We start from the raw sequence: 26,448 nt of genomic DNA, 5'->3' as shown, positions 1-26,448 counted from the left end.
GGCGGTGTGCGGCGCGGCGGTGTGCGGCGTGTGGGCCGGCTGGTCGCCGGAGGGCTCGTCGGCGCAGCGGGTGACGCGCACGCTGATGCCGCTGGCGTCGGGGTGGAGCTGGAAGTCCAGGCACTGGCCGGGCGTACGCCGGGCCGAGAACGAGACGGGTGCGCGGCTGATGACGGCCGTGCGGTAGTGGTCCTCGTAGACCGGGGAGTCGAGCCACGGCAGGGACTGCCACGGCCGGGTGCCGAGCAGCCGTTCGGCGCTGCGTCCCAGGAGCCGGGTCGCTGTCGCGCTGACGAACGTGATCCGGCCCTCGAAGTCGAGGGAGACGGCGCCCTCGGGCAGGCGTTCCAGATAGTCGACGGCGGCCAGGCCGGTCTGCCCGGGGTGGCGCGCGACGTCGGCGGGGACGATCCGGGGTCGTCCCGGCAGCGTGGCGAGCCCGGGCGCGTCCTCCAGGAGACGGCCCAGGAGGCGGGCGCTGGAGGTGATGTGCCCGCGCTCGCGTGCCGTGGTCTCGGGCGGGTGGTCGGCGGGCCACATCAGGACGATGCCGCCCCAGCAGCGGTGGGCGCCGGTCACCGGGACCGCGGCGAGTGCGAAGCGGTACGGCAGGACGGCCGCGGCGCGCGGATAGCGGCGGGCCATCTCCTCCTGCCCCCCCACCCAGACGATCCCGTCTTCCCGGATGGCGTCGGTGACCGGCACCGGGGCCGACAGCGGCACCCGGTGCCAGGGCGCCGCGAACTCATCCGGCAGCCCGCACAGCGACACCAGGCGCAGCATCGGCTCCGCCCGCTCGATCAGGTAGAGCCCTCCGATGGAGGCACCGGTACGGCGCACGGTGTCGGCCAGCGCCGCGTCGAGGGACCCGTCACCTTCCTGCACTTCGTCGGACCACATGCCTCCTCCGTCGCCACGGCGGGCGCCGCTCACCAGTCCGGTTACCCGCTCCGCCGACGGACGCACCCGTCACGCGCGTCGCACCGGGACCGCGGTGCGGGGCGGTGGCCGGGGGCGGACGTCGGGGGCGGAGGCGTGGTGGGTGCCGACGCCCCGGTCCGCCGCCCGGCTCTTCCGTGCGGCCGGGCTCGTGATCATCACCCTGAACGATTGCGGGACCGATCTCTCGACGGTCCGTGCCGAGAGTGGCGTCGGCCGAGCCGCCGTCGGCGGCGGCGAAGCCGACTTGGTGCCACCGGCCGACGGACAACGATGCTGGCAGGAGCGTCGGGCCGTCAAGGATTCGGCGTCCCGGAGTTCGCCGTCAAGTTCCGCGGTGCACACCTCTTTCCGCCCGGGGTAAGTCGTGGCATGCTCACGGCCGACAGATTCATAGACGTTGTTCATGTACATGAATCAGCGGAGGGCGGACGGTCTTGAGCGAGCCACACGGCAACGAGAGCGGAGACAGGCACACCGGCGTCACGAGACGAACGCTGCTGGGCAGTGCCGTGGCCGTCGCGGCCGGCGTCGCGGCGGGCACCGGCACCGCAGCCGCCGCACCGACCGCACACGGCGAAGTCCCGCTTTTGTGGCGGGAGTTCACCCGCACGCCCTACACCCACCCGCAGATCCCCTACATCGGTCGGGCGGGCTACCGAGGCGGAGCGGCGTGCTTCCCCCACCGCCCCCGCGTCTTCGACGTCCGCGCCTTCGGCGCCTCGGCGGACGGCACCACCGACTCCGCCCCCGCGATCAACCGTGCCATCGCCGCTGCCGGACGGGCCGGCGGTGGCACGGTCACCATCCCGCCCGGGACCTTCCGCATCGACGACGTCATCCGCGTCGGTCATTCCCATGTCGTCGTGCGCGGCGCCGGCAGTGGCCGCACCCGGCTCTACGCGACGCGCAGCCTCACCGAGCTGATCGGCGTCTACGGCTCTCGCTACGGCGGTGACAAGTCGTCCTGGTCCTGGGCGGGCGGCCTCATCTGGCTGGCTCCCGAGGCCCGTTGGAACTCCCTGGTCGCCGCGATCCGGGCCAAGGCGTGGCCGTTCGAGGGCTGGACCGGCAACCGGCGCGACGAGTGGCGGCCGCTGACCGCCGTGGACCCCGCCCGCCAGGGCTCCCGCACGGTGACGGTCGAACGGCCCGACGCACTGCGCCCCGGCACCCTCGTCCTCCTGCGGCTCGCCGACGACGCCGGTCACACCCTGCTGGAGCACATGGCGGGCGGCGGGCCGGGCCCCGAGGCGTACTACTGGGACGACAAGACGAAGCTGACCTCCTACGTCCCCTACGAATGGCCGGTGCGCGTCACCCGGGTCCACGGCCGGACGGTCACTCTGGAGCGCCCCCTGCCCCTCGACGTACGCCCGGAGTGGGACCCGCAGTTCACCACCCATGTGCCGGAGCTGACGGGCTCGGGCGTCGAGGGCCTGACCCTGGAAGCCGTCGAGACCCCGCAGCAGCAGCACCTGCTCGACAAGGGCTACAACGGGGTCGTCCTGCAGTGCGCGTACGACTGCTGGGTGGACGACGTCACCGTCCGCCACGTCGACAACGGCTTCGGCCTGGTGGCCGCGTCCGCCTGCACCCTGCGCGGGACCCGCGTCGCCGGACGCGGCTCCCACCACCCCTACTTCTGCCGCGAGGGCTCCCACGACAACCTCATCGAGGACTTCACGATCGAGGAGCGCACCACCCCCGCCCCGGCCAACACCCAGCTGCACGGCATCAACGTCGAGGGGCTGTCCTCCTACAACGTCTGGTCGCGGGGCGACATGCGGATGGGCACCTTCGACAGTCACCGCGGTCTGCCCTTCGCCGACGTCCGCACCGACATCACCGTGAACAACAACGGCCGCCACGGCGGCGACGCCAGCGCGGGTCCCCTGTTCGGCGCCCGCTTCACGCACTGGAACATCCGCGTGACCAACGGCCGGGCGGGCCTGATGAGGATCGACGGCCTGGCGCCGTACTCCGCGACCGTCGGCGTCAGCGAGGTCACGGAGTTCGACCAGATCGACGTCCCCGACTTCACGGGCGACCTGCACACACGCCTGGAGCTGTACGGCAGCCCCGACACCGTACGACCGCGCAACCTGCACGAGGCCCAGCGCGCACTGCGGCGCTAGCCCGCCGACGACCGGCCCCCGGCCTGCCCCACATGCCTGCCTGCCCTGACCACCTCCCCCTCTCCCCGGTGAACGTGCGGGCCGGTCGAGCGCGCCCGCGGCGCTGCCCGGCCGGCCGCGCCCAGCACCTACCTGATCGGAGTTGACCGATGAGTGCTCGTCCCCGCCTCGGCGTCCTGCTGGCGGCGCTGATCGCCCTCACCGCGGGAGCCGTGCCCGCCGCCTCGGCGCAGGCGGCGCACTCCGCGCCGAAGGTCCCGCACACCGCCGTCCTCGACGGGACCCTCCTGCAACAGGCGAAGATCCGCCTGGATCACGGAGACCGCCAACTACGCAGGGCCGCCCGGGCGTTGACGGACCGCGCGGACGCCTGGCTGGACCAGGGCCCGTGGACCGTCGTGGACAAGCCGAAGCCCGCACCCGGCGGCGACGTCCACGAGTACCTCAGCCAGGCCCCGTACTGGTGGCCCTCCCAGCCGCCGACCGCCGACAACCCCTGGGGCTGCCCGTACGTGCAGCGCGACGGCCAGCGCAACCCGGAGGTCGACACCGGCACCGACCGGCAGGACGTCGAGAAGGTCTTCGACTCCGCCTACGACCTCTCCCTGGCCTGGTACTACACCGGCGAGAAGCGGTACGCCGTCAAGGCCGGGCAGATCCTGCGCACCTGGTTCCTCGCCCCGGCCACGCGGATGAACCCGAACCTCGACCACGCGCAGTTCATCCCCTGCAAGTACGACGGCCGCGCCATCGGCATCATCGACTTCTCCCAGTCGTACACCAGCGTCCTGGACGCACTCGCCGTCCTGAACACCGGCGCCGCCGGCTGGACCAGGGCGGACCGCTCCGGCATGGCGAAGTGGAACTCCGACTTCCTCGGCTGGCTCCGCGCCAGCGACTTCGGCCGGCAGGAGGGCGCCGCCGCCAACAACCACGGCACGTTCTACGACATGCAGCTCGCCGCCCTCGCCTACGCGACGGGCGACGAGGACCTGGCCCGCCGGACGGTCCTCGACGCCCGCGGCAAACGCATCGCCCCGCAGATCGCCGCGGACGGCAGCCAGCCCCAGGAGCTGGCCCGCACGCGCAGCTGGCACTACTCGACGTTCGACCTGGTCGCCTACACCCGACTCGCCGCCGTCGGCCGGCATGTCGGCGTGAACCTGTGGAAGTACCACGGCCCGGACGGCCAGAGCCTGTTCTCGGCGGTGGACTACCTGCTGCCCGCCGCGACCGGCGCCGCCGCCTGGCCGCATCCGGAACTGGAGTTCCACCGCTACGCCGCCTCCGACGTCGTCCACGCGGCCGCCGACGCGGGAGACACCCGGGCCCGCAGGGCCGTGCCCCTGCTGGAGGAGCCCCCGGGCGGCGACCTGTGGGCCCTGCGCCCGGCGGCGGAACAACTGGACTCCATCGCGGGCTGACCCCCACGCCCCACCCGGCGGGCCCGGCCACCCCCCACGGGCCGGCCCGCCGGGGACGGGCGGGAGCCGACGGCGTGTCCCGATGGCGTCGGACGCGGCGGGGGTGCCGCGGGTGCGGTGGGGCGTCCCGGGCGAAGACCCGGCGATCAGGTGCCGGAGGGATCGGTTTCCCGGGGCCCGTGCCAGTCCAGCACCAGGACGGTGGCGTCGTCCTTGAGGGTGCCGTGGCATGCCTCCAGGACCGCGGTGGCCAGCGAGCGGACCGCTTCCCTCGGATGCTCTGCGCGAGTGTCACGGACGAGGGCGGCCAGGTCGACCGCTCCGGCACCGCGCTCCTGCATACCGTCCGTGAGGAAGATCATGCGATCCCCGGGCAGCAGCCGCAGCTCCTGCACGCGGAAGGAGGTGGGCCCCGCCACACCGAACGGCAGGTTGACACCGAGCTTGACCTCTTCCACGACGCCGTCGCGCAGCCGCAGGGGCCACGGATGCCCCGCGTTGACCAGCTCGCAGACGCCGGTGTCGAGCGCGACACACATCAGCTGTCCCGTGGCCAGGCCGTGGCTGTGGGTCAGCAGGGCCTCATGGGCGCTGTGCGCCTGGGCGAGGGCGTCGCAGCCGCTGCGGCGGGCCCGGCGCAGGGCACCGACCAGCAGCGTCGCCAGCAGAGCGGAGTTGGTGTCATGTCCCATGGCGTCGGTGATGGACAGATGCAGCATGCCGCGGTCGAGCGTGTAGTCGTACGTGTCACCGCCGATGTCGTCGGCCGGAACCAGTCCCGCGGCGAGGCTGAACTGCGGTGCCTCGAAGCAGGAGGCCGAGGGCAGCAACTGGTGCTGGATCTCGGCGGCCAGGCTCGTCTTCGTGGTGCGCCGTCCCAGGTGGTACAGGTCGGTGAAGCGGCGGTCGGTGACGATGATGTAGGCCAGCGCGTGCGCCGCCTCGGCCACCTGCCGAAGCACCGTGTCGTCGGCGTCCCGCAGGGTCATCTCCAGGACACCGAGGCAGTCGCCCCGGTTGGTGACCGGTGTGATGACGCGCCGCCCGCCCTGCCCGTCCGGATCGACGTGCTGGCGCTGGCTGCGCAGAACCATGTCGTAGACACTGCCCCGCAGACCGATCGTCTGCGCGCTCGTGTCCGTGTCTCCCTCGACCGCGGCGGTCAGCCGTACCAACCGCTCGCCGATGAGGTCGACGAACAGGAACGACACGCGCTCCGCGCCGAACCGCTTGCGCAGGTCGCGTGCGACCACGTCGACGGACTCTCCGGGCGGGGCCGCCTCCGCGGCGGCCAGAAGCTCACCCAGTTCCAGATCTCCACCCTCCACGGCAACCTCCTCTCCGTTGTCGCCACTTCTTCCCCGTGATTCCTTGACATCACCCGGCGGATTCGACGTGTCCGGCCGGAACGGGGTGCGCGCGGGGCGGCTCCGGCGCGTCAGGAGGGGGCGCACCACGGCACGGTGCGACCGCGCACCATGCCTGGAAAGGCCGCTGCTTCGCCCCTGCGCGTCAGGGGTTCGCGGTCGGATCAGATCCGGAACGAGCACATTCCGGCCGCGTTCAGGCAGCTCGCGATCAGGCCGTCCGGCGCCCACACTGAGACGAGGTTCACGCCGGCGGGCGGGGCGCCGCCCGCCCCCGCTCGCGGGCGCGGCCTCGACGCGCGCCGCGCTGCCGCCGGCCGCCCGTGGTCTACGCCGCAGTGGCGTTGTCCCGCTCCAGTGCCGTGCGCAGCCAGTCGTCCGCGGAGCCCGCGGTCGGCTCGGGCCTGCCGCCCTCCGGCGTACGCACCACGGCTGTCAGCTCCCAGTACCGGTTCAGACGAGGCTCGGCCGCGAGCCGCGCGGCCAGCGGGCGACGGAAGCCCCGGGTGTCGCGGCTGCCGTACGCCCGCGCGTATGCCGCCACGAAGGCGTCCAACGCCTCACCCGGGTAGGGATCCCGTGCCCGCCGCAACAGTGGTCCCACCAGCTCGTACGCCTCGGCGAGCCCCGCGTAGAGCACGGTCGCCCCGCCGGCCCCGGCCACCCGGTGCACCTCCGGCTGAGGCCGGCGGCCGCCCGGGCAGGGCGCCGTCGTCATCGCGTGCAGCCGGGCGAAGGCCAGCACCTGCGCCGGCGCCGGCTCGTCGGGCGGTTGCGGGACGGCCACCTCCAGGAAGGCCGACGTCGCCCGGGCCGGCATCCGAGGCGGCAGCCAGGCACGCCAGAAGCGGGCCAGCGGCGCCGTGCTCGGCGGGACGTTCACCGCGCCGACCAGTCGCAGCCGGTCCGCCCGCTCCGCGGGCGGGCACTCCCGCACCAGCCGCAGCGCCGCCTCCCGCCAGCGCAGCGCCTTCAGTTCACCGCCCAGCTCGCGTAGGCGGACCGAGACGGCGTCCTCCAGCACCCGGCCCGCCGCCCCCTCGTCCTCAAGGACCCGGCGCACCTCGGGCAGCGGCAGGCCGAGGATCCGCAGGGAGCGGATCAGCCGCAGCCGCTCCAGCGCCTCTGGGCCGTAGCGGCGATGCCCGCCGCTGCTGCGGGAGGTCTCGGGCAGCAGACCGCGGTCGGAGTAGAACCGGACGGTCTTCACGGTGGCACCCGCACGCTCGGCCAACTCACCGATGCTCCAGGCGACTTCGTGTGACAACGGTTGAACCTCCCTCTGGGGGAGTTCCTACGGTATCCGCGCACGCGGCCCGGTCCCAGGTCCGGGTCCGTGAGCCCGGACGTCCACGATCGGCGTGGCGTCATGTGCCGTACCCAGGGAGACAGTCATGACCGTGTTCATCATGGTGGCGGGCGCGTTCACCGGCGCCGAGGTGTGGCGGGAGACAGCCGCGCTGCTGGCCGCCGCGGGCAGTGAGGCGCACGCGGTCCCGCTCACCGGAGTGGACGCGAGCCGTCCCGCCGCGTCCGCCCACGTAAGCCTGGAGACGCACATCGAGGACGTGATCGCGGTGATCGACGCGGTGGGCACGGCGTCCGGCCGGGAGATCGTGCTCGTCGGGCACGACCACGGCATCCATCCGGCACTCGGGGCCGCCGACCGTCGGCCCCACCACGTCACCCGCGTCGTGTACCTGGACTGCGGAATGCCGCGGAACGGCGTCCCGGCCCTGGCCGCCGTACCGGACCAGGTCCTGCGCGCACAACTCGCCGGCCGAGCCCGACGCGACGAGTGCGACGGCGTGTTGGCTCCGCCCTCCCGTGACGGGTGGCAGCGCTGGGGCAGTACCGCCGACCTCTCCGCCGCCGCACTGGATCGGCTCACCGCCCTGGCCGCGCCGCAGCCACTGGGTACTCTGCTCCAGCCGCTGCGGCTGACCGGAGCGGCTGCCGCGATGCCCACCACCGGGGTGCTGTGCACGCGCAACGGCGTCAGCGTCGACGTGGTGCAACAACTCGCCGATCTCGGCGACCCGGTGCTGGCGACCCTGGCCGACCCGCGGGTCACCTTCCTCGAACTGCCCTCCGGCCACTGGCCGATGCTGTCCTGCCCCTCCGCTCTGGCGGACGTCCTGGTGCGTGCCGCGGCGGGTGAGGGGCGCCGCCTCCGCCCCGTCGACGCCGCCGCAACACCCGCCCACCCGCGGCCTTTCGCCCTGGAGGTGCCCGAGTCGCCCCGCGACCGCCGGGGACATGTCGACCTGTACCTTCCCGACGCCGACGGCCCGAGACCGGCCGTGGTCTTCGTGCACGGCGGACCGGTGCCCGCCGGAGCCCGGCCGACACCGCGCGACTGGCCGACCCTGGTCGGGTACGCCCGTCTGGCGGCCGCCGAGGGCATGGTCGGCGTGACCCTCGACCACCGGCTGCACGATGTCGGAGACTTCGCACGCGCCGCCGCGGACGTCGCCGCCGCCCTGGAACTGGTGCGGGCCGATCCCCGGGTGGACGCCGACCGGGTCGCCCTGTGGTTCCTCTCCGGCGGGGGCCTGCTCACGGCGGACTGGCTGAGGGAGCGCCCGGTCTGGCTGCGCTGCCTAGCCGCGTCCTGCCCCGTCCTCGCGCCGCTGCCCGCCTGGGGCCTGTCCGACGGCCGGTTCCACCCGGTCCGAGCTGTCGCGCACGGGGGTGGCCTGCCCGTCGTCCTCGTCCGGGCGGGGCGGGAGACACCCGAGATCGCCGCCACCGTGGAGGCGTTCGTGACCGCGTCGCAGGACTGCGGGGCAGCTCTGGAACTGGTGGACGTCCCGAACGGCCGCCACGGCTTCGAGACCCTCGATCCCACCGAGGAGACCCGCTCGGCCCTGCGACAGGCGATGCGTGCGGTGGTGACCCATCTCGTCGGCTGACGTCGCGGCCGGCGCCGCGCTCCAGCCGACGGGGAGGTACTCGCCCCGCCAGAACAGTCCCGGCCCCGGGGGCGGCGTCGAGTGCGCCGAACGGCCCCCGTCTGCGGGAGCGCGGGCGGGGCCCGGCCGATAGGCTGGACGTGCTCGGCACCCCCTTCGCGTACCCGCGCCCCTCATGTATCCGCACCCCCGACACACCCGCACCCCCCCAAGGTGCCCGCATCCGGAGTCCGTCGACCCGCAACAGCAGGAGGAACCGTGGCCGGTCAGTTCGAGGCGAGAACCGAGATCAACCGCCCCGTCGAGGAGGTCTTCGCCTTCCTCGCCGCCGGCACGAACGACCCCAAGTTCAGCCCCAGGGTCCAGGAGATCTCCAAGACCCCGGAGGGTCCGACCGCCGTGGGCACGGTGTTCACCAGCACGGTCAAGGACGCGGGCATGAAGTCGGCCCGGAAGTTCAAGATCACCGAGTTCGAGGCGCCGCACCGCATCCGCTGGACGGAGATCTCGAAGAACTCCGTGACGGCCGACGACGGCGGCTACGACCTGGAAGCCACCGGCGCGGGCACGACCAAGGTGCGGATCTTCAACATCCTCGAAGGTCACGGCATCGGCAAGCTGCTCGTGAGCTTCGCCCTCGGGGCGGCCCGCAAGGACGCGGACGCCTTCGGGCAGCGGATCAAGAAGGCCGTCGAGGCGTCCTGACCGGAACCGCGACCGGTACCGGCCTGTTCCGGGGGTGGCCAGGCCGGCGCCGGCCTCACCCGAGGCGCGGAGGCGGCCGGACAGCCGGGACAGACCCCGGCCCGCCGAGCTGAAGAGCCGGACAGCCCCTGGCCCGCCGTACAGCCGGACCGCTTTCACCCCCTGACCGCGGTCAGCCCCCGCGTCTACCCCTTCTTGCGGCCCACGCCCGCGTAGACCCAGTACTGCGACGGGTCCTCCGGGACCACGTCGTCGGGGCCCGGGCGCCACAGCGGGACGTACACCAGGCCCGGTTCGACCAGCTCGAAGCCGTCGAAGAGGCCGAGGATCTCGTCGTGCGAGCGGGCGGTGACCGGGGACGTGGCCCGGGAGCGGTACAGCTGACCCACGGCGGCGGCGGTGTCCGGCCGGTCCTGGTCCGTCGCGTGCGTGAGCGCCAGCCAGCTGCCCTCGGGAAGCGCGTCCCGGAAGCTGGCCACGATGCCGGCCGGGTCCTCCTCGGGCGCCACGAAGTGCAGGATCGTGATCATCAGTACGGCGACCGGCTGGTCGAAGTCGATGAGCTTGCGCACCTGCGGCGAGGACAGGACGTCGGCGGGCCGGCGGATGTCGGCGTCGACGATGTCCGCGTCCGGGTTGTCGGCGAGCAGGGAGGCGCTGTGCGCCACGGCCACCGGGTCGTTGTCCACGTAGACCACGCGGGCTCCCGGACTGGCCGCCTGCGCCACCTCGTGGACGTTGCCCTGGGTGGGGATGCCCGAGCCGAGGTCGATGAACTGCCGTACCCCGGACTCCACGAGGAAGCGCACGGCCCGCCCGAGGAACGCGCGGTTGGCCCGAGCCAGCGGACGCACCTGGGGATCGATGCCGGTGAACGCCGCCACGGCCTCACGGTCTATGGCGAAATTGTGCTGTCCGCCCAGCATCGCGTCGTACATCCGGGCAACGCTCGCCTTGTCCGGATCGGCGCCCGGCGGAAGACCCTCATTGTCAGGCAACACGCAACTCCCCTGCTCCCGAACCGCCTTGACGCAACATCATATAGTTGCCCGAGACGCGCGGCGAGGCCGTCCTCCGACCCGCGGCCGGACCCGGTCCCCACCCCGGAAAGGCACCACCCTGCCGTACGAACAGCCCAGCCCCGGCGATGAGGCGCCCCTCCCGGTGTCCGCACGCCGCCGCCCCGCCTTCTCACCCGCGGCCGACGTGATCGGCTCGGAACTCGACCTGCACCTGACCGGCAGGCACGTCGTGCACGCGCTGACGCCCGGATTCTGCGACGCGGCGTCGGTGTACCTGCTGGAGCGGTGGCTCCTGGAGGAGAACGCCTACGCGACCGCCGACCCGCCGCAGATCGAGGCCCGCCGACTGGCGCTGCGCGTGGGCGCGGACGCGCAGGAGGACTGGGAACCGCTGCTGCCGGTCGGCCAGGTCATCGTCTTCCCCCGCGAGACGCCGTACGCGCGCGCCCTCGCCACCGGGCAGACGCAACTGCTCGACGCGGTGGACTCCCACACCTCCGAGCGGCTGAGCGCCTCCGGGCCGGGTGACGCCCGCATAGACGACCTGCTGGACAGCGCGGCCTTCCTCGTCGTGCCCCTCCAACTGCGGGGCACGGCTGTCGGGTTCATCGCCTGCACCCGCGGCCCGGACAAGGCGCCCTTCGTGATCGGGGAGGCCGTCGCGGTGGAGTCGCTGGCCGCGCGGGCCTGTGTGGCGCTGGACAACGCCCGCCGCTACGAACGCGAACGGCGCATGGCGCACGCCATCCGCAACACCCTCTTCCCCGACACGGCACGGACGTTCCCGGGCTGCCAGATCGCCCACGGCTACCTTCCCGCCGGTCAGGACAACATCGTCGGCGGTGACTGGTTCGACGTCCTGCGCCGGCCGGGCGGTCAGGTCAGCCTGGTGGTCGGGGACGCCATGGGGCACGGTCCGGCCTCGGCCGTGGCGATGATCCAGCTCCGTACGGCCGTCCGGACGCTGGCCGGGCTCGACATCCCGCCGGCCGAACTCGTGCACCGGCTCGACGCCCTCGCCTGTGACACGCCGGGGGCCTCCTTCGCCACCTGCATGTACGCGGAGTGGGACCCGAAGGAACGCACGTGCACCCTCGTCGGCGCGGGCCACCCTCCCCCACTGATCCGCGGCTCGGACGGACGCAGCGCCCCGGTCACCCTCACCAGCGCCGGCCTGCCCCTCGGCATCGGTACGGGCACCTACGAGCCCACCGTGCTGGACGTGACCGAGCCGACGCTGCTCCTTCTCTACAGCGACGGTCTCGTCGAGTCCCGCCACGCGGACATAGACCAGGGCATCGCCCAGCTCGCGCAGGCCCTCGACGCGGGCAGCACCGACCCCGCGGACGGCACCGAGGACCGGCTGCGCATCCTCTCCCAGCGGCTGCTCACCCCGGCCGCAGCCGATACCACCGGTGTCGCCGACGACCGCACCCTCCTGCTGGCCGAGTTGACACCCCTCAAGGACTGAGCGCCCGCCGGCCGGTGCTCCGACCCGCGACCGGGCGGCAACGGGCGCCCGCCGGCCGGCCGTCGGCAGTCCGGCGACCGGCGACCGGCGACCGGGTGCCAATATCCCTGTCTGTACTGCCATTTCGCCCGTACACTGTCAACTCGCAGGTGTGCGGGCGTATTTGATCGGGGGAGGCCGCCATGACCAGTGACCAGTTCGGCATGCACCATGAGGGATTCACCGTCCCACCCATGCCGTCGGCGCCGCCGCCGGCCCCGGCCGACGGAGCGCGCGCCGTCGCGGTCGCGGTCCTCAACCTGAGCGGCCTCGGCCTGGGCTACGCCCTCGTACGCCGCCCGCTCCTCATGGCGCTGTGCTGGGTGGCCACCGCCGCCCTGCTGCTGGCGGCGCTTCCGGCCGACGCGAACGGCGTCTCCGTGTTCGCCCTCGTCGTGTACGGCCTGTTCCTCGCCGCGGTGGCCGCACACGGCGCGAGCGTCGGCCTGCGCACCCCCCTGATGTGGCCGAGACAGGCGCCCCTGGCCCTCGTGCTGGGCCTGGTCCTGCTCCTCGTACCGGCCGGAGGTGCCGTCCTCTACGACGGTGCGCGGGACGAGGCGGTGCAGCGGATGCTGCTCGACCGGCTCGACCACGCCGACCGGCTGGTGGCGGCGGCCGGAAGTAAGTCGTTCAGCGCGGGCGAGACCGACTACCGCAGGGCGCTGACGGAGTACGGCGACCTGGTAGCCGACCACCCGGACTCCCGCGCGGCCGAGCGGGTGCCGGACCGGATGAGGACCTACTACTCGACGGTCGGCGCCGCCTACGGGCAGGGCGACAACTGCGCGGCGATTCAGCCGCTGACCTTCCTGCGCACGGTTCCGGCGGCGCTGCGCGGCACGGACCTCGGAGACCTGAAAACGTGGCCCGACGACCGCCTGGCCACCTCCCTGTACACGTGTGGGGCGCAGGCACTCACCGGCGGTGAGACCACCTGGACGACACAGTTCGGTGAACTGCTCAGCACCTTCCCCGAGTCGGGGCCGGCCGCGAAGGTGGAACCGGCCGTGGGCTCGGCCGTCGCCCGCGAGGAGAAGGACCTGCGCGGCGACGAACCCTGCGCGGCGGTCGACCGGCTGCGCGGCCTCAGCTCGCAGATCGAGAGCCTGCCGGGCGACAAGGCGGACATCGTCGCCGCCCTCGCCAAGGACACCCAGCGGGCGACCGACAGCGCCGACGCGGGCACGTACGCGTGCGGTGTCGACCAGTACCGGGACGGCGACTTCAAGACGGCGCAGACGACCATGACCGAGTACGCCTCGGCCCACAAGAACGCCGGCAACGCGGCCCTGGCGAAGAAGATCGCGATCGCGGCGGAGATCGCCCAGACGGTACCGGCCGCGGGCAAGCACCTGCCCACGACGAGCACCGGCGGCGGCATCTCGGTCACGGTCCAGAACGACAGCCCCGACGAGGTCACCGTCCTCTACACGGGTCCCGTCACCGGCAGCTTCACCCTCAAGGGCTGCGGCGGCTGCAAGACCTACCCGTGGAGCAGCACCATCATGCGCGGCTTCAAACCGTGCAACGACAGCGGCAGGAACTACCCGCAGCGCACGATCAGCCTGCCCGCCGGCACCACGTACTTCCTGCACAAGCCGAAGAGCGACAGCCTCTCCACACCCGCCTCGGACACGGCGAAGATCTCGCCCGGATACATCTACACCGAGTGCGCCTACACGACCGAGCGCCTCGGATCGGGGTTCTGAGCGGCCGGGGTTCTGAGCGACGAGCGCCGCCCGCGCCCGACCTCGGCGCGGCACCACGCCCGGGCAGGTGGGCCCGTCGCCCGGTCGGAGCGTCCCTGCTGCCGCCGGGCGACGGGCGTGGGGGGTCGCTCAGCGTCCCTTGCCCGTGATCCGGAGCTGTCGCGTCGGCGGACGGGGGCGGATGTCGGACGGGCCCGAAAGGGATGCGGCGCCCTGGAGGTCTTCCAGGGCGCCGCGCCCGCGGTGCCGCTTCCCAAACCGCGGGGACGCCCACCGTGTCACGCTCGACACGGCCGACTGCTTCATCCGTGATGAAGGCACCATGGTGGCCCAACCGGAGGCCGAGCGGGGGGGAATCCCGCCCCCTCGTCATACTCTCTTAAGATCTCTTCGGGTCGCCTCACGGTCAGTTGCTGATGATGAACTCGTCGTAGACGTGCGTGCCCGGCCGGCCCGCGATGTCGTCGACCGCGTCGCGCAGAAGGCGCAGGTGTTCCCCGGTCATCTCCAGCGGCGGCTCGTCGGGCTGGTAGGTGGTGCGTACCGGGTAGTCCCGGCCGGGTGTGGTGGTCATCTCGATGTGGCAGCCGAGGACATGGGTGACGGCGCGGCTGCCGGCGAAGTCCGCCAGGCGGTGGATGCTGCGCCGGAAGTCGTCCCACCGGTCGACGTACAGGCGTCCGCGGTAGACGGTGTCGCCGGTGAGAAGGATCCCGGTGTGCGGGTCGTAGTAGGTGACGGCCGCCTCGTGATGGCCCGGGGTGGCCAGGCACTCCAGCTCACGACCGCCCAGATCGAGCCGTACCGTCCGATCGGGGTCAGCCGCCAGACCCAGGAACGCCCACGCCTCGTCGAGGCCGGCCCCGACGACCTCGGTGTCGGGGCGGTCGGCGAACTGGCCGTCGCCGGCGACGTGGTCCGCGTGGCCGTGCGTGTGCAGCACCAGCAACCGGTAGCGCTCACGCGGGTGGGCCGCACGCCAGGTGTCGATCAGGCCGTCCACGACCCGGCGCAGCGGGAAGTGCTCCGCCTCCTCGGTGGCGCCGGTGTCGACGAGCACCGCCCGCTCGTTCCCGAACAGCAGGAAGAGGAACGGTGCCTCGTAGTGCACGGCCTTGTTCTGCCGCAGGATGAAGGTGTGCTCGTCGTAGGCGTGGACCTGGATGTCGGGATCCGTGTTGTGCTTCGCCGAGGGCGAGCCGTGGATCCAGTCGACGCCCAGAGCCCGCGCCTCGCTCTCGCACCGCCCGAAGGCGATCTGGCGTTCCATTGCTCCTGTCTACCACCGCCCGCGCGGCGGACGCCGGGGGCCGGTCGCGGTCAGCGCGGGTGGTGACGGAGCCTGCCGAGGGGCCAGCTCGCCGTCAGCCAGGCGATGACCGCGTCGTGCAGCGGTGCGTCCAGATGTGCGCGGTCGGCCCGTACCCAGGAGCGGACGTCCGTGTCATGGCTGTCCGAACGGGAGGGGTAGATGTAGACGCACCCGATGACCTCCAGGGTGTCGGGCTCGATGACGCTGTAGGTGAATCCGGTGCGCCGGGCGAAGTCGTCGGCATGCCGACGCAGGTCGGCGAGGTTGTCCTCCGCGGTCATTCCGGCCGCGGGCGGCCATGTCTGGTCCTGGAAGTCCTGGGTGGCGCGGATGTGCTCGATGCTGCTGGTCCAGGCGGCCAGGTCGGCGGCGTTGTGCCGCGGCCCCAGCGGTTCGAGGCGGAACCGCTCGGTGGCGAGATCGGGTGGGACGACGAAGTCGTCGGGGACGAAGGCTCGACTCATGGGGTCGACGCTACGAGGCCGCCCCGGGGGCGTGCACGTCGATTAGTGGCACGGTGCCCGCCGGGCCCGCCGCGGGTGAGGGTGTGACGGCCGTGCCGCTCCCGGGGGCGGGCCGTATCCCGCCGCCGAGGCCCGAGGCGGTGGGCGCTGGGCGGTGCTCGGACGCCGGGTGCGGCGCGCACGTGCCCGCGGTCTGCGCCGACCGGCGCAGAGAGGTCCGGACCGGTGCATCCCGATCGAATACGACGCCCCCGCGCCGCCCGAGGCCCCCGGCGCCCTCCGCCACAGCCGGACCGACGTGTCAACCACCCCTCGTCAAAGGCATGATGGGGGTTGCCCCTGCCGCTGGGCGGCCAGGGGTCTGTCGTGTGGATCAGGCTGGATCCGGGCCCGCGAGCCCGACCTGATCCGAACGGGAGGCCCCAGGGCCCGCCGAGGCTGTGAGAGATGGAGAGCGCGTGTCACGCCAGCTACTGACGGTCTGTCCGGAGGGAACCGAGGGTTTCCGAACGATCGGCGAGGCGCTGGCGCGGGCGCGCAGCGGCGCCGTGATCAGTGTGCGGCCCGGGATCTACGAGGAGAGCCTCGTCATCGGCACCCGGGTCACCCTGGTGGCCGAGCAGGCCCGGGGCACGGTGGAGATACGACCCAGGCGCGGCAGCGTCCTCAGCCTCCAGGCCGACGCCGTGATGCTCACCGACCTGGTGCTGCGGGGGCGCGACGAGGACGTGCCCGCCGTGGACGCCGTACGGGGGCAGGCCGCGATGGACGGCTGCGAGGTGACCGGCGCCGCGTGGACGGCCGTCCTCGCGCGGGGCAACGGCTCGCTCGCCATGCGGGACTGCCGGGTCAGCAATCCGAAGGGTGCCGGCGTGGTCGTCACCTCGGCGGTCGACAGCTCCCTGGACTCCTGCACCGTCGAACACCTCGGCACCTCCGGCGTCGTCATCGGCGAACGCGGCCGGGTCACCGTGCGGGGTTGCACCATCCGGGACGCGCGCGGTCACGGGGTCCTCGCCAACGGTGAGGCGCAGGGCTCCGTCGAGGACTGCGACCTCTCCTCCACCGACAAGCCCGCCATCACCCTGGAGGAGCACTGCACCACGCGCGTGCTGCGCACGGTCGTGCACGACACCGCGGTCGGCGTGCACCTGACCAGCGCCTCCCGCACGGTCCTGGAGGACGTCCGGGTCACCGCGACGACGGGGCCGGCGTTCGTCGTCTCGCACGGCAGTGACCCGTTGCTGAGCCGCTGCCGCTCCGCCCGCACGGAGGGCAACGGCCTGCTGGTCACCGACCGGGCCCGCGGCACGTACGAGGACTGCTGGCTGGACTCCTCCCAGGCGCCCGCGCTGCGCGTGGCGGGTGCCGCCTCGCCCACCCTGACCTCCCTGACCGTCCGCGACTGCGCGGCGGACAGCGGTGTGCTGCTGGAGGAGGAGTCCACCGCCGAGATCGACCGGCTGGAGGTGCTCGACACCACCGGCGCCGCGATCCGCATCCGCACGGGCGCCAACCCGATGCTCCGCCGGGCCCGGATCAAAGGCACCGGCGGCGACGGCGTCGAGGTCGTCAAGGACGGGCGGGGACGCCTGGAGGACAGCGAGATCGACCGGGCCGGCGGCGCGGGCATCCGCGTCGAGGGGCTCGGCAACCTCTACGTCGGCGGCACCACCGTGCTCGCGTCCGCCGGCCCGGGACTGCTGGTGGCCGCGGAGGGCACCGCCACCGCCCGCGACTGCGAGCTCCGCGAGCCCGGCGCCGACGGGCTCGTGGTCGAGGCCGACGGCGAACTCACCGCCACCCGCGTCCAGATCACCACCGCGGCCGGGAACGGCGCGGTGATCCACGAGGGCGGGCGGGCCTCGCTCAACGGCTGCACCCTCGCGGGCAGCGCCAAGGACGGGCTCAGGGTCGAGACCACCACACCGGTGTCGGTCGTCAACTGCACGGTCCGCGACAACACGGGCAGCGGCCTCGTCCAGTCCCGGGCCGGTGACCGCCTCGCCGTCGAGGGACTCACCAGCACCGGCAACGGCCGGCGCGACGCCTGGGGTTACGGCGACCACGAGGACACCGACCCGGCGGGCACCGTGCCGGGCTCCGGGGCCGACACCGCCGAGACGGGCCCGCTGGCCGAACTCGAGTCCCTGATCGGCCTGTCCAACGTCAAACAGCAGGTCCGTACCCTGGTCAACCTCACCCAGCTCGCGCAGCGGCGGGCCCAACTCGGCATGTCGGCACCGCCGATGAGCCGCCATCTGGTGTTCGCCGGTCCGCCCGGCACCGGCAAGACGACCGTCGCCCGTCTCTACGGCACCGTGCTGGCGCAGCTCGGCGCGCTGCGCTCCGGGCACCTGGTCGAGGTGTCCCGCGCCGACCTGGTGGCCCAGGTCATCGGTGGCACCGCCATCAAGACGACGGAGACCTTCAACCGGGCGCTGGGCGGTGTGCTGTTCATCGACGAGGCGTACACCCTCACCAGCGACAGCGGCCACTCCGGCGCCGACTTCGGCCGGGAGGCCGTGGACACGCTCCTGAAGCTGATGGAGGACCACCGCGAGGACGTGGTGGTCGTCGCCGCCGGCTACTCCGGGGAGATGCGGTCCTTCCTCGGCTCCAACCCGGGCCTCGCCTCGCGGTTCTCCCGGACGGTGGAGTTCGAGAACTACGCGGTGCACGAACTGGTGGCGATCATGGAGAGCATGTGCGCCCGGCACCAGTACGAGCTCGGCGAGGGCACCAGCGCCGCGCTCGCCGCGCACTTCGAACGCATGCCGAAGGACGCCACGTTCGGCAACGGCCGTGCCGCCCGGCAGGTGTTCGAGGAGATGGTCGACCGGCAGGCCGTACGGCTGTCCACGCAGTCCGAGGTCGGCGAGCGCGACCTGTCGCTGCTGCTCCCCCAGGACGTCGGCGAGCAGGCCGCGGCCGACGCCGCCGGCACCGCGAGCGGCCCCGCGCGGGGCGACGCGCTGTCGCGCCTGGGCGACATGGTGGGCCTGGACGCGGTGAAGCGGGATGTCACCGACCTGGTCAACCTGCTCTCCACCGCCCGCCGCCGGGAGGCCGCGGGACTGCCCGCCCCGCGCATCAGCCACCACCTCGTCTTCACCGGCCCGCCCGGCACGGGCAAGACCACCGTCGCCCGCCTCTACGGCGAACTCCTGGTCTCCCTCGGTGTGCTGCCGCGCGGCCAGCTGGTCGAGGTGTCCCGCGCCGACCTCGTCGGCCGGTACGTCGGGCACACCGCGCAGCTGACCCGCGAGGTCTTCGAACGCGCCCTGGGCGGTGTGCTGTTCATCGACGAGGCGTACACGCTGACCCCGCCCGGCGGCTCCTCCGGCTCGGACTTCGGCCAGGAGGCCGTGGACACCCTCCTCAAGCTCATGGAGGACCACCGGGACGAGGTGGTCGTCATCGCGGCCGGCTACACCCGGGAGATGGAGGGCTTCATGGCCTCCAACCCCGGCCTGTCGTCCCGGTTCTCGCGGCGCGTGGAGTTCGCCGACTACACCTCGGACGAACTGGTCACGATCGTGCGGATGCACGCGGACGGTTCGGGATACGAGTGCGGTCCGGGTGTCGGCGCGCTGCTGCGCGAGCACTTCGAGTCGCTGCCCCGGGATCGCTCGTTCGGCAACGCCCGACTCGCCCGGCAGGTACTGGAGTCCATGATGACGCGCCAGGCCGGCCGGGTGAGCGCGATGGCCGCGCCCGGCCTGGACGACCTGCGGCTGTTGGTGCCGGACGACGTGCCCGTGGCGCGGGTGGCACCGCAGGACGCGTGAACCCGGCCGGGGGCGGCGGCAGGCGGCGTGGGCCGGGGACGGGTGCGGTGGGGCGGACCGTAGGATGCGCTTCATGCGCCTCCTGCGTCACCTCCGCCTCCGCTCTCATCTCCCGCGAAACACGCGCGCGTTGGCCCTGTCGCTGAGCATCGGGACGCTTCTGCCGTTCGCCGGCGCGCCCGCGGCCGTGGCCGCCGACACGAAGCCGCTGCGACTGCCCGTGATGCCGGCCCGGCTGGGCGCCGGCGCCGCCTGCACCGGGAGTTCGGACCAGCGGGCCACCACCGTGCCGTGGGAGCAGCAGAGGCTGCAGCTGACGCGTGCCTGGGAGTTCTCCTCCGGGGCCGGGACGACCGTGGCCGTGGTGGACACCGGGGTGTCGGCCACGGCGCCCGCCCTCAAGGGCCGGGTCACGGCGGTGGGCGAGGCCGGCGCGGACTGTGTGGGTCACGGCAGTTTCGTCGCGGGGCTGGTCGCGGCGGCCGGCGCCGACGGCGTCCGGTTCGCCGGCGTCGCGCAGCGGGCGCGGATCGTGGCCGTACGGGGAACGGACGACCGGGGTGCGGCGACGGCCGCGAGCGTCGCGGCGGGCATCACCGCCGCGACCGGGGCCGGAGCCGGGGTCATCGTCGTGTCGCCCGCTCTGGAGACCGGTTCGGCCGGCCTCACCACGGCCGTCAAGGACGCCGTGGCGCACGACGCGGTGGTGGTCGCCGCGGCCGTGCCGGACGCGCCCACCGGGACCGGCGCGGACCGGGCGACCCCGGTGCCGCGCGACTACTGGCCGGCCGCCCAGCCGGGGGTGCTGTCGGTGCTGGACGTCGACGCGGACGGCGGGCGCCCGGACGGCGCACTGCTGCCCCGGCGCGCGGACCTGACGGCGCCGGGCGACGGGGTGATCGGCATCGGCCCCCGGGGAACGGGCCACTTCATCGGCTCCGGCGCCTCCTTCGCGGCCGCGTTCGTCGCGGGCGCGGCGGCGCAAGTACGGTCGGCGCAACCGAAGTTGACCGCCGAGCAGACGGTGGAACGGCTCGTGTCGACCGCCTACCCCGACACCGTCCCCCTCGTCGACCCCTACGCGGCCGTGACCGCGGTGACGGCCGCGTCGGCTCCCCGGCGTCCCCAGGCCCGGCAGGCACCGGTCAGCCTCCCCGCCGACGCCAGTACCCGCCCCACCCAGCGAGCCGTCCTGCTCGCCGCCGCAGGTGGCCTGGTGGTGCTCCTGGTGGCCTGGGCGGCACTGATCACCCCCCGCGGCCGTGCCCGCCACTGGCGCCCGGCGGGCAGGGAGCCCGCTCCGGAGCGGGGCGGGGCCTGAACCGTCGCCCGGACGGGCGCTCTTGAGCCGCCCCGAGCAGGCGGGGCGCCGAGGCCCCCCGCCTGAGCCCATTCCTGAGCAGGACGGCCCGACCCGCGATCACCGCACGGCGGCCCGCCCCGAGCCCCGCCCCGACGCCGCGGGCGACCTTCGTCAGCGCGTGCCCGGGGTCTCCCCCGCGCCGTCCCCGCCGTCCCCGCCGTCCCCGTCCAGGAGTGCCGTCTGGATCAGGGTCGCCTTGCGGCGGGCGATGTACTGGGCGCGACCCGGCGGGAGGTTGCGTGGTTTGGTGTTGCCGAAGACGTAGCCCTCCGAGGGCGGGCAGGACAGCAGCACGCCGGGCGTGTTGGCCTCGTCCAGGCGGCGCAGGAGCTGGTCGTTGAGACCGCGTCCGGCGCCGGTCGCGGAGCGCACCGCGACGATGTGCAGGCCCAGTTCGTGGCCGAGGGCGATGTGGTCGAAGAGCGGTGCGAAGGGGTGGTCGAAGTTGTTGCTGCCCACGACCATGTCGTAGTCGTCGACGAGGATGAACAGGCGGGGCCCGTTCCACCAGTCGGCCAGCCGCATCCGGGCGGGGGTGATGTCCTGGCCGGGCAGGCGGGTCTTGATGGCCCGGGCCGAGCCGCCCACCAGCTCCTTGAGCGCGTCGAGGGAGACCGCGTGGCCGAGCTGGTAGTCGGCCGGTACGGCGTCCGCCAGTTCGCGCCGGTAGTCGACGACCAGGATTCGCGCCTCGGTGGGGCTGTAGCGGGCGGTGACGGCGTTCGCGACCAGCCGCAGCAGGTTGGTCTTGCCGCTCTCGGTGTCGCCGACCGCCACCAGGTGCGGGGTGCGGCTGAAGTCGTGCCACAGGGTGGAGAGGGTCTCCTCGTCCTGGCCGAGCGGCAGTCGCAGCCCGTCGCCGAGTTCGGGCGCGGGCAGCGCCGAGGACGGCAGGCGGTGCGGAAGCATCCGTACGGCGGGAGCGGACGGGCCGGTCCAGCCCGCCGCGATGCTCTCGGCGAGGGCGGTGACACCGTCGGAGAGGTCCTCGGCGCTGTCGGTGCCGTCGGTGCGGGGCAGCGCGGTCAAGAAGTGCAGCTTCCCGTCGACGGTCAGGCCGCGGCCGGGCTGCCGGGGCACGGTCGCGGCCTTGCGGACGTCCACCACGGAGTCCATGGGGTCGCCCAGCCGCAGTTCGAGGCGGGTCGCGCTCTGGTCGCGGACCTGCGCGCTGAGCTCCACCCAGCGGGTGGTGCTGACGATCAGGTGGATGCCGTAGTTGAGGCCGCCGGTGGCGATCTGGTTGAGGGTCGGCAGCAGGTGGTCGAAGTTCTGCTTGACCTGGGCCCAGCCGTCGACCACGAGGAAGACGTCGCCGTGCGACTCGCCGGCGAACTCCCCGGCGGCCCGGCGGCGCCGGTAGGTGGCCATGGAGTCGATGCCGTGGTCGAGGAAGAACTGCTCGCGGTGGTTGAAGACCGCGGTGACCTCGGCGACGGTACGGCTGATGCGCTCGCTGTCCAGCCGGGCCGCGACCCCGCCGACGTGCGGGAGGCCGGCCAGCGAGGAGAGCGTGCCGCCGCCGAAGTCGAGGCAGTAGAACTGGACTTCGGCCGGGGTGTGGGTGAGGGCGAGGGACGCGATCAGGGTGCGCAGCACGGTCGACTTGCCGCTCTGCGAACCGCCCGCGACGGCGACGTGCCCGCCGCCCGCCGACAGGTCGAGGACGAGCGGGTCGCGGCGCTGGTCGAAGGGCTTGTCGACGAGTCCGACGGGCACCCGCAGGCGCCCGGTTCCGGGCCAGCGGGTGGCGCTGAGGCCGCGGTCGGCGGTGGCCCGGAGGCCGGGCAGCACCGCGTCGAGGGTGGGGGGCGCGCCGAGCGGCGGCAGCCACACCTGGTGGGCCGCGGGTCCGGCCTCGCGCAGCCGGTCCACGGCCACCGACAGCAGGCTCTCGGCGGACTCCGTCTCCTCCTCCGGCTGCGGCGCGGCCACGGGGGCGGAGGTCCGGGGCACCACCCAGCCGGCCGTCCAGGGCACCACCTGGCTGGCGACGCGGGCCTGGACGGCGGCCCCGCGCCGGTGCCGGTAGGGGCCGGAGACGTAGGCGGCGCGGAAGCGGGTCAGTGCCTCCACCCCGCTCTTGAGGAAGCCGGCACCGGGCTGCGAGGGCAGTTGGTAGGCGTCGGGCACCCCGAGCACGCCGCGGCTCTCCATGGCGGAGAAGGTGCGCAGGCCCAGCCGGTAGGAGAGGTGGCTCTCCAGCTGGTGCATGCGGCCCTCGTCCAGACGCTGCGAGGCGAGCAGCAGGTGCACGCCCAGGGACCGGCCGAGCCGGCCGATCATCACGAACAGGTCCATGAACTCGCGGTGCGCGGCGAGGAGTTCGCTGAACTCGTCGACGACCACGAAGAGACTGGGCAGCGGAGCCAGCGGGGTGCCGGCGGCGCGCGCCTTCTCGTACTCCAGGGCGGAGGTGTAGTTGCCGGCCGCCCGCAGCAGTTCCTGGCGGCGGATGAGTTCGCCGTGCAGGGCGTCCTGCATGCGTTCCACCAGGGCGACTTCGTCGGCGAGGTTGGTGATGACGGCGGAGGTGTGCGGGAGTTCGTCCAGGCCGAGGAAGGTCGCGCCACCCTTGAAGTCGACCAGGATGAAGTTGAGGGTCTCGGAGGAGTTGGTGAGGGCCAGCCCCAGCACGAGGGTGCGCAGCAGCTCGCTCTTGCCGGAGCCGGTGGCGCCGATCAGCATGCCGTGCGGGCCCATGCCGCCCTGCGCGGACTCCTTGATGTCGAGGTCGACGGGGGCGCCGTCGGCACCGACCGCGATCGGCACCCGCAGGCGCGCGGAGCCGGTGTTGCGCCTCCACAGGGTGTCCGGATCGTGCCGGAACAGGTCGGGGATGCCGAGCAGCGCGGTCAACTGCACGTCGGTGCTCAGGGGTTCGGCGGCGTCGGCGGTCAGGCTCATCCGGTAGGGGGAGATGAGCCGGGCCAGCGACTCGGCCGCGGCCGGGCCCATCCGGTCGGGCCGGCCCAGCAGGGTGGACTGTTCCTTGCGGGTGCGGTCGGTGCGCACCAGCCGTACCGCCGCGGGGGTGACGTCCAGGCGCAGGGTGCTGCGTCCCGGGCGCCAGGTGAGGGCGCCGGACAGGTCAAGGACGATCGTGTTGCGGAAGCCCTGCCCGTCGAGCCGGTGGCCGGCCGGGACGGTGACCCCGTCGACCACGATCACGGTGAGCGGCTCGTCGCGTCCGGGCACCGCGTCCGGGTCGAACACCGGCCGTTCGGCGAACTCGGCGCCGAGCAGGTCCTCCAGGTCGTTGAAGGCGCCGGCGACCATCCGGGCCGGGCCCGCGCCGTCCTGCTCCTGCGGATGCAGGTTGTGCGGGAGCCACTTGACCCACTCCCACTCCGCGCGCCGCTCGTCCGAGACGCACAGCGCGATCCACAGCTCCTCCGGCGGGTGGAACAGCGCCAGTTGGCTGAGCGCGGCGCGCGCCATGGCCCTGGCGGCCGTCTCGTCGCCGCGCGTCAGCACGCGGGACCAGGACCGCAGGTACAGGGCGATGGGCTGGTCGGGGACGGTGCTGTAGGCGCGGATGAAGCGGCGCAGGGCGTGCGCGCTCAGGGGTTCGAGGTCCTCGACGGGCTTGGTGGCCAGCGGGTTGAGCCGCATCGACAACTGCTGGTCGCCCACCGCGATCCGGACCTCGCCGAAGTCCTCGTCCTTGACCCGGCGTTCCCACAGCCGGGTGGTGCGGACCATGGCGGGCAGCACCTTCGGGTCGGGGTGGCGCCAGGCGAGCGCCAACTGCTGCTCCACGACGGCCCGGTGGACCTGGCGCCGGGTCTGGGTGAGGTAGCGCAGGTAGTCGCGCCGCTCGCCGCGCAGCCGCTGCTTGCGCTCGCCCGACTTGCGCATGACCTGGCCGACCATCATGGCGGCGGAGGCCATCACCATCATGCCGAGCGCGATGTAGCTGAAGGCGCCGCTGCCGCCGCCGGGCTTGATGAAGATCAGCATCATGGACACCGACATCATCGCCATCGGCAGATACGTCCACACCGCGGAGCTGTCCGGGACGGTCTCCGGGAGCGTCGGCGGTTCCTGCAGGCTCAGTTCGCCCTCGGGCATGTCCGGGCCCCTGCGGCGGGCAGGCCGACGGAAGAGAACCACGCTCAACGCACATGCTCCTTAGCGGAAATGGGCCTTATCGCCCGGTCTGCCGCACCCAACGGGGCGCTCGCCGGGCGGTGTTGTGACACGCCGCTGATCCGGGGCTCATAATTCCGTTCGGTTGTCGGTCAGTAGTCTGCATGCCGACGACTCCAACGTCCAAGCAGCCCCGGGCCGACACGGCGATCCCGCGTGTCTTGTCCGGCCTCCCACGCCCCGCGGTCGCCTCGCGGCCCGATTCCCTGGAGACGTGAGACTCCCGATGACCGACAGCTCCGTTGCGGGACTGTGCCGCCTGACGGTGCGCGCGCCGGCCAGGACCATCGACCTGGCCGTGCCCGCGGACGTGCCCGTGGCCGATCTGCTGCCCACCGTGCTGCGTTACGCGGGAGAGGAGATCGAGGAGAGCGGTCTGGAGCACGACGGCTGGGTCCTGCAACGGCTCGGCGGCACCCCGCTGGACGAGGAGGCCACGCTGGCGGCCGTGGACCTCAAGGACGGTGAGGTGCTCTATCTGCGCCCGCACACCGAGGCGTTGCCGCAGGTGCGGCTCGACGACCTGGTGGACGGCATCGCGACCGTCACCCGCGACCGGCTGCACGGCTGGACCCCGGCCGCCGGCCGGCGGCTGCTCCTCGGCCTGGTCGTGACCCTCCTCACACTGGGTCTGCTGGTACTGGCCTGGCCCGGCGGTCCGGCCGGCCCCCGGATCGTCACGGCCGGTGTCGCCGGGCTGCTGCTGCTCGCCGGGGCGGCCTCGGCGAGCCGGGCGGTCGGTGACGCGGCGGCGGGCGCCACCCTCGGCTTCATGGCGGCGCCCTTCCTGGCGCTGGCGGGCTGGCTGCTGCCGGGGGGCGAGATCGCCGGCCCGCACGCCTACCAGGTGCTCGGCGCCCGGCTGCTGGCGGCCTCCGCGGCCGGCGCGGGCGGCGCGGTCCTCGCGCTGGCGCTGACCGCCGTACGCACCCCGCTGTTCGCCGCCTCCGCGCTGGTCGCCGTGGCCGGCGCGGTGGCGGGCGGCCTGATGAGCGTCTTCGACCTGGCCACGGACGGCGCGGCCGCCGCGGTCGCCTCCCTCGCGGTGCTGCTCGGCGGTTTCGTGCCGTCCCTGTCGTTCCGGCTGGCCGGCATGCGGATGCCTGCCCTGCCGACCAACCCGCAGCAGCTCCAGGAGGGCATCGAGCCCTACAGCGGTGAGGACGTCGCCACCCGTACCGAGCTCGCGAGCGGCTGGATGACCGGCCTGTACGCCGCCTCGGGCATCCTGTGCGCCGGCTGCCTGGTGCCGCTGTCCCGCCACGCCGGCCTCGCCGAGATCCTGACCGCCGTGGCCCTGGCGCTGCTCCTGCTGGTGCACGGCCGGGGCATGGTCAACGTGTGGCAGCGGCTGGCCCTGGTGCTGCCGGGCGCCTGGGGCGTGGTCCTGCTGGTGCTCGCCCTGGCCGCGGACACCGCGCCCGCGGACCGCCCCCTGCTGGTGGCGGGCCTGCTGGCACTGGCCACGGTCCTCGCGGTGGCGTCCTGGACGGTGCCGGGGCGGCGGATGCTGCCGTACTGGGGCCGGGCGGCGGAGCTCCTGCAGTCGCTGCTGGCGATCGCCCTGCTGCCGCTGGCGCTGTGGGTGCTGGGCGTCTTCGCCGCACTGCGCGCCCTCAACGGCTGACTCACGC

The 26,448-nt window shown here is 73.4% G+C and carries 16 protein-coding genes; 9 read left to right on the top strand and 7 right to left on the bottom strand.

The annotated features are described in order from the left end of the window. On the bottom strand, positions 1–900 hold a 900-nt coding region (locus ABZT03_RS27360; RefSeq protein ID WP_356043859.1), incomplete at its 3' end, for a PAS domain-containing protein. Positions 901–1,376: 476 nt separating this feature from the next. Here ABZT03_RS27360 and ABZT03_RS27355 point away from each other — a divergent pair. Then, positions 1,377–3,077: a glycosyl hydrolase family 28-related protein gene (locus tag ABZT03_RS27355; RefSeq protein ID WP_356043856.1), complete on the top strand. Its 1,701-nt coding sequence runs from the start codon at positions 1,377–1,379 to the stop codon at positions 3,075–3,077. A gap of 149 nt (positions 3,078–3,226) precedes the next feature. Next, the gene (locus ABZT03_RS27350; RefSeq protein ID WP_356043853.1) at positions 3,227–4,501 is read left to right on the top strand and encodes an alginate lyase family protein; all 1,275 of its coding nucleotides are present in this window, start codon (positions 3,227–3,229) and stop codon (positions 4,499–4,501) included. A 146-nt stretch (positions 4,502–4,647) separates the two neighbouring features. On the opposite strand, the gene ABZT03_RS27345 is transcribed toward ABZT03_RS27350, so the two are convergent. Both ABZT03_RS27345 and ABZT03_RS27340 read right to left on the bottom strand, forming a co-directional pair. After that, positions 4,648–5,829 carry a PP2C family protein-serine/threonine phosphatase gene (locus ABZT03_RS27345; RefSeq protein ID WP_356043851.1) on the bottom strand — a complete coding sequence of 394 codons (1,182 nt, stop codon included), beginning with the start codon at positions 5,827–5,829 and terminating at the stop codon, positions 4,648–4,650. Between the two features lie 367 nt (positions 5,830–6,196). Beyond that, the gene (locus tag ABZT03_RS27340; RefSeq protein ID WP_356043849.1) at positions 6,197–7,135 is read right to left on the bottom strand and encodes a MerR family transcriptional regulator; all 939 of its coding nucleotides are present in this window, start codon (positions 7,133–7,135) and stop codon (positions 6,197–6,199) included. Positions 7,136–7,262: 127 nt separating this feature from the next. Here ABZT03_RS27340 and ABZT03_RS27335 point away from each other — a divergent pair, with 127 nt between their 5' ends. Together ABZT03_RS27335 and ABZT03_RS27330 are read left to right on the top strand one after the other, a co-directional pair. Beyond that, complete coding sequence (locus ABZT03_RS27335; protein WP_356043847.1) at positions 7,263–8,783, top strand: alpha/beta hydrolase; 1,521 nt, start codon at positions 7,263–7,265, stop codon at positions 8,781–8,783. Between the two features lie 258 nt (positions 8,784–9,041). Next, on the top strand, positions 9,042–9,488 hold the full coding sequence (locus ABZT03_RS27330) for an SRPBCC family protein (RefSeq protein ID WP_356043845.1): 447 nt from the start codon (positions 9,042–9,044) through the stop codon (positions 9,486–9,488). Positions 9,489–9,673: 185 nt separating this feature from the next. Here the strand turns inward: ABZT03_RS27330 and ABZT03_RS27325 are convergent, their stop codons facing one another. Further along, the gene (locus ABZT03_RS27325; protein ID WP_356043843.1) at positions 9,674–10,486 is read right to left on the bottom strand and encodes an SAM-dependent methyltransferase; all 813 of its coding nucleotides are present in this window, start codon (positions 10,484–10,486) and stop codon (positions 9,674–9,676) included. A 166-nt stretch (positions 10,487–10,652) separates the two neighbouring features. Here ABZT03_RS27325 and ABZT03_RS27320 point away from each other — a divergent pair, with 166 nt between their 5' ends. Together ABZT03_RS27320 and ABZT03_RS27315 are read left to right on the top strand one after the other, a co-directional pair. Next, entirely contained in the window at positions 10,653–11,981 is a 1,329-nt protein-coding gene (locus ABZT03_RS27320) for a PP2C family protein-serine/threonine phosphatase (RefSeq protein ID WP_356043841.1), read from the top strand. 182 nt (positions 11,982–12,163) lie between these two features. Next, the gene (locus ABZT03_RS27315) at positions 12,164–13,732 is read left to right on the top strand and encodes a hypothetical protein (RefSeq protein WP_356043838.1); all 1,569 of its coding nucleotides are present in this window, start codon (positions 12,164–12,166) and stop codon (positions 13,730–13,732) included. Positions 13,733–14,138: 406 nt separating this feature from the next. Here ABZT03_RS27315 and ABZT03_RS27310 read toward each other — a convergent pair whose 3' ends face one another. Continuing rightward, positions 14,139–15,002 carry an MBL fold metallo-hydrolase gene (locus ABZT03_RS27310; protein WP_356043836.1) on the bottom strand — a complete coding sequence of 288 codons (864 nt, stop codon included), beginning with the start codon at positions 15,000–15,002 and terminating at the stop codon, positions 14,139–14,141. A gap of 50 nt (positions 15,003–15,052) precedes the next feature. Further along, entirely contained in the window at positions 15,053–15,508 is a 456-nt protein-coding gene (locus ABZT03_RS27305; protein WP_356043833.1) for an N-acetyltransferase, read from the bottom strand. A 458-nt stretch (positions 15,509–15,966) separates the two neighbouring features. On the opposite strand from ABZT03_RS27305, the gene ABZT03_RS27300 reads away from it, so the two are divergent. Next, positions 15,967–19,299, top strand: coding sequence for a right-handed parallel beta-helix repeat-containing protein (locus ABZT03_RS27300; protein ID WP_356043830.1), 3,333 nt, complete (start codon positions 15,967–15,969; stop codon positions 19,297–19,299). 73 nt (positions 19,300–19,372) lie between these two features. After that, entirely contained in the window at positions 19,373–20,620 is a 1,248-nt protein-coding gene (locus tag ABZT03_RS27295; RefSeq protein ID WP_356043827.1) for a S8 family serine peptidase, read from the top strand. 153 nt (positions 20,621–20,773) lie between these two features. Here the strand turns inward: ABZT03_RS27295 and eccCa are convergent, their stop codons facing one another. Continuing rightward, positions 20,774–24,736, bottom strand: a complete 3,963-nt coding sequence (eccCa, locus tag ABZT03_RS27290) for a type VII secretion protein EccCa (protein WP_356043825.1) — start codon at positions 24,734–24,736, stop codon at positions 20,774–20,776. 304 nt (positions 24,737–25,040) lie between these two features. Here eccCa and eccD point away from each other — a divergent pair, with 304 nt between their 5' ends. Continuing rightward, a complete protein-coding gene (gene eccD, locus ABZT03_RS27285; RefSeq protein WP_356043822.1) occupies positions 25,041–26,441 on the top strand; it encodes a type VII secretion integral membrane protein EccD in 1,401 nt (466 codons plus the stop codon). Positions 26,442–26,448: the final 7 nt, after the last annotated feature.

The organism is Streptomyces sp. NPDC005574 (assembly GCF_040605435.1).
In the GTDB taxonomy this organism is placed as follows: Bacteria; Actinomycetota; Actinomycetes; order Streptomycetales; family Streptomycetaceae; genus Streptomyces.
The sequence above is the reverse complement of the archived record's forward strand: the minus strand, read 5'-3'. Positions and strand labels throughout refer to the sequence as shown.